This is a genomic window from Acinetobacter sp. YH18001 (assembly GCF_013416975.1).
Classification (GTDB): Bacteria; Pseudomonadota; Gammaproteobacteria; order Pseudomonadales; family Moraxellaceae; genus Acinetobacter; species Acinetobacter pseudolwoffii.
Map to the genome: position 1 here is coordinate 1 of NZ_VPEU01000018.1, position 15674 is coordinate 15674.

Here is a 15674-nt window from a genome sequence, read left to right on the forward strand (position 1 = left end):
GGTAAACGCCATAAGAATGAATGAGTCTACAAATAGTTTATGAGTGACAAACGAACCCATTGCCCTACCTGTTCCACCACCTACAAGGTCATAGTTTTCAATCTCAGAGTAGAAAGAACAACAAAATAGAAAGGATTAATACCCCTTCTCTTCTTCGACAAAAGTCTAATAACTAAATCTTGCTCTGGATAGTCATTTTTTCACCATTTTAAGACTTTTTTTATATCTAATAATACTTTTTTAATATCAAAATTTTTTATTTATACATTTTAGCTCTTAATATTTCAGTTTAAAAAGATCAAGAAATTATAGATTTCTACATTATTTACACGTTTTATTTGCCAGCCTATTGACTGAATGGCCGAACAAGAAGAAATTATGCGATTCTCCACATATGGCTTTTACTTAATCTGTGCTTATGCTAAATAAATTCATTGGCGAATCTGCATTTAAACTTGCGGGTTGGCAATATCATGTCGAACCAGATGTACTCGAAGACAAACAGGTCATTATTGGCTTTGAACATACTTCAATGATGGATGCGGTGCTGTCGATTGCCCTCTTCCAGATTTATGATCTTAAAGTTCATACCTTGATCAAAAAAGAACTATTTAAAGGACCTTTCAAACCGCTATTAAAAGCTGTCGGCGGTATTCCTGTTGACCGCAAGGCCAATAAAGATATCGTGACCCAGATGGTGGAGCATTTTCAGAATAATGAAAAGTTTAATCTGGTGATTGCACCAGAAGCGACACGTGCCAAGCAAGGTGAAGCACGTAAACCGATCCGTACCGGCTTCTGGCATATTGCCAAAGCTGCCAATGTGCCGATTGTGTTGCTATATGCCAATTCCAGAACCAAACAAGGTGGCATTTTAGGCAAGATTTATCCAACAGATCTGGCTCAAGATCTGGCCTTAATCAAACAGCTCTATAAAGATAAAGTGGATCTGGATATTGTCATTCCGGAATAAGCTCAGTAACAGTGCTCGACATGAACAGATCCTTTGCTGTTCATGTCCTCCTAAAGCATTTGTATAAATTTGAAAAATAAAATCAAAAACTGCACTATAGCATTCCCCTTTTCTATCAATTTAATACAATTTTTTTGTTTTATCCTGAAATCTCAAATCCAGACACTTTTTTTTAAAAAAAAGCTTATGGTAGAATTTCGGCATTCTGATAGGCATACAGCCAATCTACAAGGAGCAAAGTTCGCATGGCGGGTCATTCCAAGTGGGCCAATATTAAGCATCGTAAAGCAAAACAAGATGCGAGTCGTGGTAAGCTTTTTACCAAATATATTCGTGAATTAACCACTGCGGCAAAACTCGGTGGTCCAGATGCAGGTAGCAACCCTCGTCTGCGTGCGGTGGTTGAAAAAGCATTATCTGTAAATATGACACGTGATGTGATCAACCGTGCCATTCAACGTGGTGCGGGTGGCGAAGATAACGACGACCTGAAAGAAGTGACCTATGAAGGTTATGGTGTAGGTGGTGTTGCTGTTCTGGTAGAGACCATGACAGACAACCTGAATCGTACTGTTCCTGATGTTCGCCATTGCTTCTCAAAAACCAATGGTAACTTAGGTACTGCCGGTTCAGTGGCTTATCTGTTTACCAAACGTGGCGAGATCACTTTTGAAGATGTTTCTTTAGAAGATCAAATCATGGAAGTAGCTTTGGAAGCAGGCGCGGAAGATATTGAAATTGCTGAAGATGAAATTCTGGTAATTACCACGCCTGAAAGCTTTGGTGATGTACAGGATGCGCTCACTGCAGCAGGTCTGAAGTCTGACAATGCTGAAGTGGTGATGAGCCCTTCAACCAAAGCTGAAATTACAGATGTTGATCAAGCCAAAATGATTTTGAAAATGATCGATATGTTTGAAGATTTAGATGATGTTCAAAACGTATATACCAACGTAGAGTTTACTGATGAAGTGATGGCGCAATTAGACGCTTAAGCTTGATCAAAACTAAAAACGCACCCTTGGGTGCGTTTTTTATAGTTGTCTACTACTCTCGCCTAGGATCAAACTTTATTGAGTAATCCGCTACAGTTAAAGACATTATATTCTTTAATGACAAAGCTCGAATGCAGTGCAACCACATGCTCAATTTTCCCGATACGCTTGAGTAAAATTTCACTATAATTTTCCATATCTCGCGCCACTACTTCGACAATAAAATCCGCAGACTGGCCGGTGACCAAAAAGGCATTAATCACTTCGGGAATACTTTCCAGTTCTTCCAGAAATTTAGCAAAAGTATCACTATCATGTTTACTTAGCGACACCTGTAACAGTACATGCAGCGTGAAACCTAATTTCTGATAATTAATTTCACGCTTTAAGCCACTGATAATATTGTGATCGATCAAGTGTTTGATCCGGCGATGGACTGAACTCACAGATAAATTTACCCGCTCTGACAGTTCATTCAGATTGACATCCTCATGGGTCAATATTTCTAGAATATGTTTATCGAAACGATCCAGTTCCATTTTTATACTCTTTCTTAATAATCAATAAAAATAGCAAAATATTGCGCTCTCCCTGTTATACAATATTTATTTATTTTTCACAAAGTTTTCATATTCTGAAAATATTTTCCAAATCTTCTGCCATTTTATAAAGTAACTTTCAATCCTGAACCAGATAACCGTTAATCATATAATTCTAAAAAATGACCAATGGTAATTTCTATTAATTATTTATTTTTTAATAGTTTAAGTTTAATTAGTCCAGCAAAATACAAGCCAGACCTTCAAGTACCCGCACAGTTCAGCCACTTATCTTTTACAAGTGTATAGAAATAGATTAAAACAAAGCCGCACTAAAAATAAAAATAGCATTTTTCAAAAATATTAAATAAGGAATGCTCATGGCTTCTAAAATTTTAAGTTTGATTAAAACCAAGGTGAGTCCTGTCTTAACGGCTGAAACACAAACTAAAAGCCTGTTAGGTGGCTTATTCGCTGGAACAGCCTCAGGTACGCTTAGCAATCTCATTGGCAGTCTAAACAGCTCTAATTCACAACCTTCCGTGAGCTCATTATTAAACAGCCTTCTCTCTGGACATAGTCTGAACAGCGCAAATCTGAGCAATTTATTAACTCAGTTGTCTGGTTCAAATGCTTCGAAGTTAGATATTCAGAGTCTGATCAGCAGCTTAACCCAATCCAATGGGGGCAGTTTTAATATTGGCCAGATCACCAATTTGTTGAATGGCCTAATGGCGAACAATAGCAGCAATCTGGATATTGGTGCTATTTCCAAACTCGTCGGCGGTCTCATCGGCGGTAATGGCGAGATTGATATTACACAAATCGTTCAGCTGGTCAGCGGCCTGATCGGCGGTTCTGGTGGTTTAGGTAATATCGACATTGCTGCAATTGCAGATCTGGTCAGCAAGCTCATCGGTGGTAATGGCGAGATTGATATTGCACAAATCGTTCAGCTGGTTGGTGGTCTGATTGGTGGGTCTGGTGCACTGGGTGATATCGACATCGGCGCGATTGCAGATCTGATCGGCGGTTTAATCGGCGGCAATACAGGCAATGATTTTGATATCGGTGCTATCACAGATTTAATTAGCGGTTTTGTCGGTGAGAATGCAGCGGGGGATTTTGATCTCGATGGCTTTACCGATTTACTCAGCGGCCTGATCGCGAATGGCTCAAATGGCATAGATTTAGGAGGATTATTGGGTAATCTCAATCTAGATAGTGATCTGGATCTGGGTACTCTGATCGAAGGAATTTCCTCTGCTTCAAACGGGTTTGATCTAGGTAGCATTGTCGGAGGCATTGGGCAATTGATTGATAATAGCTCTTCGATTGAATTACCTGATCTAGGTGATCTGGTCCAAGATGTGGGTGCCACAGATTCCAATATTGACTTGTCTGCTATTCTGCCTGACACTCAAGATACGATTCAGAATATTGGCAGTGGTGGTGGTTCATCCAGCTTTGATTTTGGTTCACTTCTCAATAATTTTACTAAAAATATTGATATCGACCAGACTAATCCTTGGGGTTAGTCATCATCTCATTAAAAACGCGCTTAATGCGCGTTTTTAATTTTAGGATTTGCCTTGAAGCTTATACACCACGCCAGTCTACCCGTGCATTACGCTCAGTCCGATAAATACGACAAATATATTCACCCAAAGGCAACGCATTTAAATGTTGCTGATAATCACGATATTCTTCGGACAAGGTTTCAAAATTTTCTTTTTCCCACGGCGTCCCCGGAATCGCCAATAATGGAGCAAGCATAGAGCAGACAGCAATATCCGCCAGACCTAAACGATTTCCGACAAAATAATATCCACCTTGACTAACCAGCATCTGATTGAGTTGCTGTACAGTGACATCAATATGCTGTTTGGATTCCGCCACAGTTTCCTCATTCAATGCATAACCCTTGGCGACCATCGCTTTTAATAAAGGTTTAGAAAATTTTTCAAACTGGCGCAAATAGCCCTGCTCACCAATTAAAATATCGAGAGATTCATGATCGGAAGTCAGCGCTTGAGAGAGCATCCAGCGGCGGACATGACGACCCAGCTCCAGAGTAATTTCATTAATTTCTAAGGCTTTATTTCGAAAATGTCCTTCAGCATACAATAAACGATGTTCTGGATAAGTATCATCCAGATAAAGCGCAATCTGGGTTGAATCTGCAATCCATTTGTCCTGATCGCGCAAAATAGGCAGACGATTCTGTCCTGTTTTCAGTCGGGCAAAAGCCCGATGTACGCCGGGAATCAGGTTGTGAGCAACATAGTACAGCTCTTTATGGTCCAGCATCCAACGTGCTTTTTCGCAAAAGTGAGATAAAGGAAACTGGTATAAAGTTCGCATGCATGCTCCATGTTTATCGTTATTGGATCAGGGCGTATAGGCCGCTGTTTTATTCAGATACTTTAGTCACTCAATTTTAGAAAAACAATGTGATTTTTATCCAAAAGTACAATACTGGCTGATTATTCCTCTATATTCGGCGGACTCATAATAAATCCGGGAAAGCTCAGCGGAGCTTTTAAGTTATAAGAAGCATTTGATTGCAATAAACCACAAGTGCATGACCTGACTTTAGCCGTGCTTTCATGTAAAATCGGGGGCAATTTTTATATAACGCTTTTGTGAGTTATTTCATGGGTTTTAATTGCGGTATTGTCGGCTTGCCGAACGTTGGCAAATCTACACTTTTCAATGCTTTAACCAAAGCTGCTATTGCTGCAGAAAACTTCCCGTTCTGTACCATTGAACCAAATACCGGCATCGTGCCTGTTCCTGACCCACGTTTAGACAAATTGACAGCAATTGTTAAACCGCAGCGCGTGATTCCAACGTCTATGGAATTTGTGGACATCGCAGGTCTGGTCGCTGGTGCTTCTAAAGGTGAAGGCTTAGGTAACCAGTTCCTGGCCAACATCCGCGAAACTGATGCAATCGCTCACGTGGTACGTTGTTTTGAAGATGAAAACGTCATTCATGTGAATGGTCGTATTGATCCACTGGATGATATCGCCACGATTAATACAGAACTCGCGCTTGCAGATCTCGACGCGGTGGCGAAAGCGATTACCCGTTTGACTAAATCTGCCAAAGGTGGTGACAAAGAAGCAATTGCTACTAAAGCAGTATTAGAAAAAATCCAGCCTTTACTCGATGAAGGCAAACCGGCTCGCGCAGCGGATCTGGATGATGACGAACGTAAACTGGTACGTGGCTTTGGCTTAATGACGCTTAAACCAACCATGTATATTGCCAACGTTGCTGAAGACGGTTTTGAAAATAACCCGCATTTGGATGCAGTGAGAAAATTGGCTGCTGAAGAAAATGCAATTGTCGTACCTCTTTGCAACCAGATTGAAGCGGAAATTTCATTGCTTGAAGATGAAGACCGTGCTGAATTCCTGGAAGCGATGGGCATGGAAGAACCTGGTTTAAACGTGGTGATTCGTGCAGGTTATTCACTACTTGGCTTACAAACTTACTTCACCGCAGGTGTACAGGAAGTTCGTGCCTGGACTGTGAAAGTTGGTGCAACTGCACCGCAAGCCGCTGGTGTAATTCATACCGACTTTGAAAAAGGCTTTATCCGCGCAGAATGTATTGCTTATGATGATTTCGTGCAGTACAACGGCGAAGCGGGTGCAAAAGAAGCCGGTAAATGGCGTCTAGAAGGTAAAACCTATATCGTTCAGGATGGCGACGTTTTACATTTCCGTTTTAACGTCTAAGTATTTGCTGTGTGAAAAAGCCCCTTCTGGGGCTTTTTTATTACCTAGGAAATAAGATGACCGAGCGTAGAAAACTTACAGGCAACGCATAATTCACACATATTAACAATAATGATAATTATTCTCATATAAAAATATTAAATTCAGGCGTATGTTAAATCTAATGAAAAATAACATGACTTCATTCTAGCAAAGGAATCCTGACCATGAGCTATACCCTGCCTGTACTGCCATATCCCTATGATGCCCTAGAGCCTCATATCGATAGCAAGACCATGGAAATTCATCATAGCAAGCATCATCAAACCTATATTAATAATATCAATGCAGGGATCGCAGGAACCGAATGGGAAGATTTATCGGTCGAAGCCTTAATTAGCAAATTCAATGAAGTACCGCAGCAATTAAAACAGAACGTGATCAATAATGCCGGTGGACATGCCAATCACTCCCTGTTCTGGACAGTCATGAGTCCAGACGGTGGCGGCCATCCAGAAGCTGAAATTGCAAAGGCCATTGAACATGAATTAGGCGGATTCGAGGCATTTAAAGACACCTTTACCCAGGCAGCACTGAGCCGTTTTGGTAGCGGTTGGGCCTGGCTGAGTGTTGCGCCAGATCAAACACTTATTGTAGAAAGCAGCGCCAATCAGGACTCTCCACTGATGCATGGCAATATTCCCATTTTAGGTCTGGATGTCTGGGAACATGCCTATTATTTGCACTATCAAAACCGTCGTCCGGAATATATCTCGGCTTTTTTCAATGTCGTGAACTGGCAAGAAGTGAATCGTCGTTATCTGGAAGCATTGAACACGCTTTAGCTTTAAATATTTAAGGAGATCGACCATGTCTACACCTATTCTGATTAAACGCATAATTGGCAGCACACTCCTGATCTGTGGTGTATTTGTGATTTTATTAGAACATGTGTGGATACCCTCTTTTTAGAGTCTTGCTGTTGTCTCATCCTAAAAAAGCCAGTCTGAATGACTGGCTTTTATGCTTATAACTAAATGGCTAAAGGTTTATTGCATATTAGCAATCGCGGTGCCTTTTTGTTTGGGATCAGTATTTCCCAATTCAGGATTATCAATCGCATTCTGACATTGCAGTTTATCCCGCTCATAATCCGCCTGCTTTTGTTCCAGACTGCTGCCATTGTCGATCACGGTACGCGCCCAGATTTCCAGACTGGTTAAGGCTTTACGGCACAAGGCATATTTACCTTCAGTCACCGAATCGGTCATTTTGACATTAATACGCCAGTCTGTGCTCAGCTTACGTGCCGGTTGACGCACCTGGGTTTCCAGCTGATCCACTTCTTTATGATAAACCAGTGGATCGACTTTATTGATCAGTTGCCATGCCGCATTGGCATAGGTGGTCGCATCATTCGTCAGTTTAGGTGCCGGTTTAATTTCTGGCTTATCAGTCGATTGACTGTCATTCCCACACGCTTGTAACAACAATGCAGTGCTCATTAAAGCAGCTGTCAGCATCGTACGTGTCTTGAACATCCACATATCAGGCTCGCCAATTTAAACATTTCGGCACTATGCTATTAAATTCACGTAGAATACACAATCTTCATTTGACCCATCGTTCAACTCTCCTTCAAGGTGTGTCGTGTCTGAACAGAATCAACTCGCTACGCAACCTGCTGGCTTCTGGCAAGGTGCAAAAGATAGCCAAGCGATCATCTTCACTTATTTACCAGTGTCGTTTGCTTTTGGCGTTTCAGCCACTCAGTTTGGCTTTACGGCTTGGGAAGCGCTATTTCTTTCCTGCTCGATGTATGCAGGTGCCAGCCAGTTCCTTGTGGTCGCACTTTTAGGCAGTGGCACATCTATCTGGATGACGGCATTAACGGTGATTGCCCTAGACATTCGGCATTTGCTCTATGGCCCTGCGCTGCAAAACCTGATTCAAGACCGGCTGAATTTAAAGAAAACCGCGATCTGGTCTTGGGGTCTGACCGATGAGGTTTTTGCTTCCGGCATGATCAAGCTCTCGCAACGGCGTCAGGAATGGTCTGAATCCTGGATGCTGGGTTTAAGCCTGTTTAGCTGGATGTCCTGGGCATTGGGATCTTTTCTCGGTGGTTTATTTGCCGATCAGGTCAGCAATCTGCCGCAATTCTTGCAAGCGGCTCTAGACTTCCTGTTACCTGCGCTGTTCCTGAGTTTCCTATTGGCTGCTTTTGAGAAGAAACATACTTTTGTTGTGGCTGTCACCATTCTGGTTTCTGCTGTGGCCTGTTACTTTATTGATCTGTCTGCCGCGATTTTCATTGGCATCAGTTCTGGTATTTTTGCCGGCCTGTTCAAGCACTATATCTTAAAACAGCCAGATCCTGAACATGCAGGAGATCAAGCATGAATCTAGAGATTATTCTGGTCGGCATTGTCGTCGGGATCGCCAATTTCGTCTCACGCTTCGGGCCTTTTTTTGTGATTCAGAAATTTCAGCAAGGCTCACAAAAACGCGGAGCATTGTGGCTAAAAATTGCCTTGGGTTCAATCGGCATTGCGGCAATCAGCTCCATGCTGGTAGTTGCTACCTTACCGCCATTATTAGCAACACCGAATAAAAGTATTGCGATGCTGGTCGGATTTATCGTACTCACTGCGCTTTACTTTAAATTCAAACGCATCGTGATGGCGACCCTGACCGCAGCACTGACCTATGGTCTGGTTTATACTTATGTGCCGATGACGTTTTAAGCTTGAACTGACTGATCAATCAAGATAAAGACTTATGCTATATGGAATAGCATAGGTCTTTATTATATAAAAATAATTAGCTGATCCCTATTATTTTTCCTGAAAGAAAAAGCTCAAATAAAATCATTTCCGTATTCTTTTATACTTTTTTAATACTCGACCAGTTGTAGATAGAAAAAAGCTATTGCCAAAACAGGATATACCGTCTTCAAATCAGTCTGACAGATCAGTGACATGACAATTACGCCTTACTTACATCCAGAAAAACTTTATAAATAAAACTGTTGGACAATATCACAATTTTGTATGAATCTTGGCTTAACTGCCGGCTCAGTTCTGCTATGCTAAAAGTCCATAAAATCAAGCATGGATGACACACATGAGCGTGACTATTGGTACTCCCCTGCAAGCTTCTGCCTATAAAGTTCTATTATTGGGTTCTGGTGAACTGGGCAAGGAAGTGGTGATTTCACTACAACGTCTTGGGGTCGAAGTTCATGCTGCTGACCGTTATGAGCATGCACCTGCCATGCAAGTCGCGCATTATTCCTATACCTTGAATATGGCCGATGCTGAAGAATTAAAACAATTGATCCATCAAATCCAGCCACATTTAATCGTTCCTGAAATTGAAGCCATTGCCACACAAGTACTGGTTGACGTTGAAGAACAAAATATTGCGACCGTCATTCCTTCGGCTAAAGCGGTCAATCTGACCATGAACCGCGAAGGCATTCGCCGTCTGGCCGCAGAAGAACTGGGGCTGCCAACTTCAGCGTACCGATTTGCTGACAGTTTAGAGTCCTTCCGTGCTGCCTGTGATGATGTCGGCTATCCAAACTTTGTCAAGCCGGTCATGTCCTCTTCTGGCAAAGGCCAGTCTCGGGTAAAAAGCTTTGCAGAGGTAGACGCGGCTTGGGAATATGCGCAAACTGGTGGACGCGTCAATCAGGGTACGGTGATTGTCGAATCGCAAATTGACTTTGATTTTGAAATTACCTTATTGACTGTTCGTGCAAAAAATCCGGCAACCGGCGAGATCGAAACCTCTTATTGCGATCCGATCGGACATCGTCAGGACTCGGGCGATTATGTCGAAAGCTGGCAACCTCAGCCGATGACTCCGGCAGCGCTAGAGGAATCTAAACGCATTGCCCACAAAGTCACCACAGCACTGGGGGGTTGCGGAATCTTTGGTGTAGAACTCTTTATCAAAGGCGACCAAGTATGGTTTAGTGAGGTTTCTCCTCGTCCACACGATACCGGACTGGTAACACTTGCCTCTCAATTCCAAAGCGAATTTGAATTGCATGCACGTGCGATTTTAGGCCTGCCGGTCAATACCACACGGCATAGTGTGGCTGCCAGCGCGGTGATTTATGCCGGGGTAGATGATCGTAATCTTTCATTTTCTGGCCTGAATCTTGCTTTAGCAGACGGCAATACTGATTTGCGCCTGTTTGGCAAACCTGAAGGCTTCGAACGGCGTCGCATGGGCGTTGCGACTGCACGTGCTGAAAGCATTGAACAGGCACGCGAACTGGCACTTCAGGTCGCAAATCAAGTTAGCATTAATCAAAACTAAGCTGAAATACCAACGGACCACTGTTCATGATCAATACCTTACCTCTGCTGAATTACATTAAAAGTAACCATGACATTAAAGCCATCAATCAATGGCGTAGTGATGTCGAAAATCAGCTACAGGAGAGTTTTGAAAATGGACAGTCGATTCGGGATATTATTCTGGCACGTTCCAATCTGATTGATGAAGCACTGCAATTTCTCTGGAAATATGCCGAACTGGATCAAACCGATTTGGCCCTGTTTGCTGTCGGAGGTTATGGTCGCCGTGAAATGCTGCCTTATTCTGATGTCGACCTCATGATCCTGTCAGAAGACGAGATTAGTCCAGAGCAGGAACAGCTGATTTCTACCTTCATTTCATTACTCTGGGATGTCGGTAATTTCAAACCGGGGATCAGCGTGCGTACCATCAATGATTGTGTCAGTCAGGCCAGTAGTGATCTCACCGTTGCCACTACGCTAATCGAAGCACGCCTGATTATTGGCAATGAGAACCTGTGCAAATGGCCACGGCGCATCGTGTCACGCACCTGGACCGATAAAACCTTCTTTGATGCCAAAATGGATGAGCAGCATAAACGCTATGCTCAGCACAACAATACCGAAAGCAATCTGGAACCGGATATTAAAAATGCACCGGGCGGTATCCGCGACATCAACCAAATCGGCTGGATTGCCAAACGACATTTCCGCGTCAACCGGATTTATGATCTGGTACATCTGGGTTTTATTTCAGAATTTGAACTGGGTGTGCTCGAAGAAGCTGAAAGTTTTCTCTGGGAGATTCGCCATCACCTGCACCGCCTGACCAAGCGTGACGAAAACCGCTTATTGTTCGATTATCAGCGTGATATTGCGGCTAAATTCGGCTATGTGCGTGATGAGGCGCATCATCCGAACTATCCGATCGAACAGTTCATGAAGCGCTATTATCGCAGCGCACAGCAAGTCTCTACACTCAATGAAATGCTGTTGGCCTACTTCAATGAATCTGTGATTACCCCACGTTTACCGCAATATGAACGCCAGATTGAGGAAATTAATGAAAATTTCAAACTGGTCGATGGCAAGTTAGCAGTTCAGCATCACAAGATTTTCTCGGAAAATCCAAGCGCGATTCTGGAAATTTTCTACCTGTTGGCCAATCGTCCTGAAATTCAGGGCATTCGTGCGCGTACCTTACGCCTGCTGACCTTGGCAGGAAAACGCATTGATCAGGATTTTCGTGATAATCCGGTGCATCAGGCGCTGTTTATGGCGATTATCCGCTCACCGCATCGACTCTACGACACCCTGGTGACGATGAAGCGTTATGGCGTACTGGGTAATTACATCCCGGCCTTTGGGCAAATTCTGGGCCTAATGCAATATGACCTGTTCCATATCTATACGGTCGATGCACATACCTTATTGTTGCTACGCAATTTAAATCGCTTTAAAGCACCTGAATTTGCCAAGGAATTTCCTGTGGTCAGTTCAGTGTTCCAGCGCCTGACCCGTCGTGACATTGTATATCTGGCAGCTCTTTTTCATGATATTGCCAAAGGTCGTGGCGGTGATCATAGTGAGCTTGGAGCAGCCGATGCCATTAAATTCTGCCGTAGCCATGGCTTTACCGAACGCGAAAGTAATCTGGTGGCCTGGCTGATCCAGAATCATCTGGTGATGTCTGTGACTGCGCAGAAAAAAGATATTTCCGACCCGGATGTGGTCAAAGAATTCGCAGAAAAAATGGGCGATATGGAGCATCTGGACTATCTGTATACCCTGACAGTTGCTGATATCAATGCCACCAATCCCAAGCTCTGGAATACCTGGCGCGCATCCTTGATGCGTCAGCTCTATACTCAGGCGCGTGATGTGATCCGTTCTGGTCTCGGCCGTCCGGTCGATTATCAGATGCTGATTGAAGACACCAAGTTTGAAGCCAGTGAACGTCTGGTCGAGCATTTCTCGCTCTATGATGTTGAAAAAGTCTGGCAGGAACTGGGTGATGATTATTTCCTGAAAGAAACCGCGGATGAAATTGCCTGGCATACCCGCGCCATTTTACAACATGGCGATAATCCTGCGCCTTTGGTGCTGATGCGGGCGCATCGAAAATATGCTCAGGATGCGGTACAGATCTTTATTTATACTCAGGATAAACCGAACCTGTTTGCGACCACAGTTGCCATTCTGGATCGTATGAATCTGGATGTTCAAGATGCGCGGATTATTACCGCGACCAAAGCTTTTAGTCTGGATACCTATGTGGTGCTGGATCGCTTTGGTACCTTACTCACCGACCCTGAACGGGAAGCCACCGTCATTGAAGCCCTGAAAGACGCTTTGAGCCATTCAGATGAATATCCGGGTCTGATGCAACGCCGCATTCCGCGTCAACTCCGTCATTTCGATATTGAAAATACAGTCGATATTACGATGAATGCGGCTCTGGATCAGAATATGGTCGAAATTGCGACTCTGGATCATCCTGGTTTACTTGCCAAAATTGGCGGTTTATTTATGATGCAAGGGCTGGATATCCACTCTGCCAAAATTGCCACACTTGGCGAACGTGCTGAAGATATTTTCTTTGTCACCAAAAAAAATGGCATCCCGATGAGCCCGACTGAGTCTCAAGAATTTGCAGCTGCACTTAAAGCTGCCCTGGATGAGGCTTCGCATCAGGTCAGCGGTCAACACTAACACTCTGCTCGGTAACATATTTCATGAACTCTAGCTTGTCTTTATTGCACCCTTATCCCTTTGAAAAGTTAAATCGGCTTTTTGCGGATATCCAGCCTGCAAATATGCCATTAATTCCCCTGTCGATTGGCGAACCAAAGCATCCTGCACCGGAGTTTGTGAAACAGGCGATTATTGATAACTTTAAACATTTATCGACTTATCCCAACAGTAAAGGTCTTCCCGAACTACGTGAAAGTATTGCCAACTGGTTAAGCCGCCGCTTTAAGCTGAATAGCATCAGTGCAGACAGCAATATCCTGCCCGTTTCCGGTACACGTGAAGCAATTTTCTCTTTTGTACAAGCCTTGGTGAACCGAGAAGAGGCACCTTATGTGGTGATGCCGAACCCGTTCTACCAGATTTATGAAGGTGCGACGCTGCTCGCAGGTGCCAAACCTTATTTCATCAACTGTACTGAGGAAAATAATTACCTCGGTGACTTTGATGCCGTTCCGGCAGAAGTCTGGGAAAAAACCGCATTATTATTTGTCTGCACGCCGGGCAATCCAACGGGTGCGGTGCTGTCTAAAGAACAGTTTAAAAAGCTGATTGCGCTGTCAGATCAATACAACTTTGTCATTGCTTCAGATGAATGCTATTCGGAATTGTGGTTTGATCAGGCACCTGTAGGTTTACTGGAAGTTTGTGCTGAAATCGGTCGTGATGACTATAAAAACTGTGTGGTATTCCACTCGCTGTCTAAACGTTCCAACCTGCCGGGCATGCGTTCAGGTTTTGTCGCCGGTGACGCAACTTTACTAAAACCGTATTTGCAGTATCGTACTTATCACGGTGCAGCGATGCCGGTACAGCACCAACTGGCTTCTATTGCTGCCTGGAACGATGAAGCCCATGTGGAAGACAACCAGGTGCAATACCGCGCCAAATTTGATTTGTTCCAGCAAGAACTCGGTCACCTGCTGCCACTGAAAAAACCGGATGCCGGTTTCTACTACTGGCTCAAAGTCGACAATGATGAAGCCTTTGCCAAAATGCTGATGGAAAAAGCCCATATTAAAGTTCTGCCGGGCCGTTATCTGTCTCGTAATACTGAACAAGGTAATCCGGGTGAAAATCATGTACGTTTAGCTCTGGTTGCTGATCTGGCACAATGTGAACAAGTCATTCAACGTCTAAAAGCGATTCTCTAGATTTAAGTCATAATCAAAAAAACCACTGTAAATACAGTGGTTTTTTTATAAAAATGCAATACGATCAATTTTAATCCAGCACTCAAAAATTCTTTCATGTCTCAAAATAAAGTTTAGAGTACTTTTTCGATTTCAACTTCAAGATCTTCAGGCTTGGTCGTCGGTGCAAAACGGCTCAAAACCTTACCATCACGTCCAATCAGAAACTTGGTAAAGTTCCATTTAATCCCATTTCCTAAAATACCTTTGGAATTATTGGTCAAATAACGGAAGATGGCATGCGCTTCAGGGCCTTTAACATCCACTTTGGAAAACATCGGGAAAGATACCCCGTAATTTTTCTGGCAAAACTCACCAATCTGTTCATTGGAACCTGGATCCTGACCGCCAAACTGGTTGCATGGAAATCCTAAGACCTCCAGACCTTGATCTTTATATTTCTCGTAAAGCTTCTCTAATCCTGAGAATTGTGGGGTAAAGCCACATTTACTTGCTGTATTCACGATTAAAAGTACCTTGCCTTCATAATCTGCAAGCTGTTTGCTTTTACCATCTAACAATTCAGCTTCAAACTGATAAATGCTGGTCATGGATAGGTTTCCTCATCATTTTTTTCTTGTGTTTCTAATTCTAAAGAAGCCGAGTTTACACAATAACGTAAGCCCGTCGGTTCTGGACCATCAGGGAAAACATGCCCTAAATGTGCGTCACAATGATGACAAACAATTTCAGTTCTGACCATCCCGTGTGAAGTATCAGGTAATTCTTCTATGACTGAACTGCTCAGGGGACGGTAAAAGCTTGGCCAGCCACAACCACTGTCAAATTTGGTTTCTGAAGTAAATAAAGGTTCACCACAACAGCGACATACGTAAACACCATCTTGTTTGGTATTCCAGTATTTCCCGGTAAATGCGGGTTCGGTTCCCTTTTGGCGTGTAATACGGAACTCTTCAGGTGATAACTCTCTTTGCCATTCTCTGTCTGTTTTATTGAGTTTTCCCATGATTGCGTACCTTTTTATCTTGCTATTTAAAATAGGATAATCCTATATTTACGTGATTCAATTTAAAAATTCTAGTGTTTATTTAACAATTTACAAAAGACCTATAATAGCCAAAAAAGCAAAAAGTAAGCAAATATGCGGAAACAAAGTAAGCAACTTATGTACTAAATACTTTTTTGTGAGCAAATTTAGTGTTAAGCTTAGTCATATTCTTG

At 43.0% G+C, this 15674-nt stretch carries 15 protein-coding genes; 10 read left to right on the forward strand and 5 right to left on the reverse strand.

Features of this window, described 5'->3' with window-relative positions:
• Positions 1 to 418: 418 nt before the first annotated feature.
• Positions 419 to 973, forward strand: coding sequence for a 1-acyl-sn-glycerol-3-phosphate acyltransferase (locus FTV48_RS07630; protein ID WP_005097390.1), 555 nt, complete (start codon positions 419 to 421; stop codon positions 971 to 973).
• A 245-nt stretch (positions 974 to 1218) separates the two neighbouring features.
• Positions 1219 to 1968: a YebC/PmpR family DNA-binding transcriptional regulator gene (locus FTV48_RS07635; protein ID WP_005097391.1), complete on the forward strand. Its 750-nt coding sequence runs from the start codon at positions 1219 to 1221 to the stop codon at positions 1966 to 1968.
• Positions 1969 to 2036: 68 nt separating this feature from the next.
• Here the strand turns inward: FTV48_RS07635 and FTV48_RS07640 are convergent, their stop codons facing one another.
• Positions 2037 to 2507 (reverse strand): Lrp/AsnC family transcriptional regulator, encoded by a 471-nt coding sequence (locus FTV48_RS07640; RefSeq protein ID WP_005097392.1) that lies wholly within the window; start codon positions 2505 to 2507, stop codon positions 2037 to 2039.
• Positions 2508 to 2887: 380 nt separating this feature from the next.
• Between FTV48_RS07640 and FTV48_RS07645 the strand changes: the two genes are divergently transcribed.
• On the forward strand, positions 2888 to 4045 hold the full coding sequence (locus FTV48_RS07645) for a hypothetical protein (protein WP_179999905.1): 1158 nt from the start codon (positions 2888 to 2890) through the stop codon (positions 4043 to 4045).
• A gap of 61 nt (positions 4046 to 4106) precedes the next feature.
• On the opposite strand, the gene FTV48_RS07650 is transcribed toward FTV48_RS07645, so the two are convergent.
• Entirely contained in the window at positions 4107 to 4871 is a 765-nt protein-coding gene (locus FTV48_RS07650; RefSeq protein WP_005097394.1) for a glutathione S-transferase family protein, read from the reverse strand.
• Positions 4872 to 5164: 293 nt separating this feature from the next.
• Here FTV48_RS07650 and ychF point away from each other — a divergent pair, with 293 nt between their 5' ends.
• A complete protein-coding gene (ychF, locus tag FTV48_RS07655) occupies positions 5165 to 6256 on the forward strand; it encodes a redox-regulated ATPase YchF (RefSeq protein ID WP_005097395.1) in 1092 nt (363 codons plus the stop codon).
• 206 nt (positions 6257 to 6462) lie between these two features.
• Positions 6463 to 7080 carry a superoxide dismutase gene (locus tag FTV48_RS07660; protein WP_005097397.1) on the forward strand — a complete coding sequence of 206 codons (618 nt, stop codon included), beginning with the start codon at positions 6463 to 6465 and terminating at the stop codon, positions 7078 to 7080.
• Between the two features lie 204 nt (positions 7081 to 7284).
• Here the strand turns inward: FTV48_RS07660 and FTV48_RS07665 are convergent, their stop codons facing one another.
• Positions 7285 to 7782 (reverse strand): hypothetical protein, encoded by a 498-nt coding sequence (locus tag FTV48_RS07665; protein WP_005097400.1) that lies wholly within the window; start codon positions 7780 to 7782, stop codon positions 7285 to 7287.
• A gap of 103 nt (positions 7783 to 7885) precedes the next feature.
• Between FTV48_RS07665 and FTV48_RS07670 the strand changes: the two genes are divergently transcribed.
• The 5 genes from FTV48_RS07670 to dapC all read left to right on the forward strand — a co-directional run bounded on the left by FTV48_RS07670 (position 7886) and on the right by dapC (position 14453).
• A complete protein-coding gene (locus FTV48_RS07670; protein WP_159138591.1) occupies positions 7886 to 8638 on the forward strand; it encodes an AzlC family ABC transporter permease in 753 nt (250 codons plus the stop codon).
• Complete coding sequence (ygaH, locus tag FTV48_RS07675; RefSeq protein WP_100328993.1) at positions 8635 to 8982, forward strand: L-valine transporter subunit YgaH; 348 nt, start codon at positions 8635 to 8637, stop codon at positions 8980 to 8982. The genes FTV48_RS07670 and ygaH overlap by 4 nt, the downstream gene beginning before the upstream one ends.
• 370 nt (positions 8983 to 9352) lie before the next feature.
• Positions 9353 to 10567, forward strand: coding sequence for a formate-dependent phosphoribosylglycinamide formyltransferase (gene purT / locus FTV48_RS07680; RefSeq protein ID WP_171063324.1), 1215 nt, complete (start codon positions 9353 to 9355; stop codon positions 10565 to 10567).
• Between the two features lie 26 nt (positions 10568 to 10593).
• Positions 10594 to 13260 carry a [protein-PII] uridylyltransferase gene (gene glnD / locus FTV48_RS07685; protein ID WP_005097404.1) on the forward strand — a complete coding sequence of 889 codons (2667 nt, stop codon included), beginning with the start codon at positions 10594 to 10596 and terminating at the stop codon, positions 13258 to 13260.
• A gap of 23 nt (positions 13261 to 13283) precedes the next feature.
• Positions 13284 to 14453, forward strand: coding sequence for a succinyldiaminopimelate transaminase (gene dapC / locus FTV48_RS07690; protein WP_179999907.1), 1170 nt, complete (start codon positions 13284 to 13286; stop codon positions 14451 to 14453).
• 113 nt (positions 14454 to 14566) lie between these two features.
• On the opposite strand, the gene FTV48_RS07695 is transcribed toward dapC, so the two are convergent.
• Positions 14567 to 15043: a glutathione peroxidase gene (locus FTV48_RS07695; RefSeq protein ID WP_005097407.1), complete on the reverse strand. Its 477-nt coding sequence runs from the start codon at positions 15041 to 15043 to the stop codon at positions 14567 to 14569.
• On the reverse strand, positions 15040 to 15459 hold the full coding sequence (gene msrB, locus FTV48_RS07700; protein WP_005097408.1) for a peptide-methionine (R)-S-oxide reductase MsrB: 420 nt from the start codon (positions 15457 to 15459) through the stop codon (positions 15040 to 15042). The genes FTV48_RS07695 and msrB overlap by 4 nt, the downstream gene beginning before the upstream one ends.
• Between the last annotated feature and the right edge of the window lie 215 nt (positions 15460 to 15674).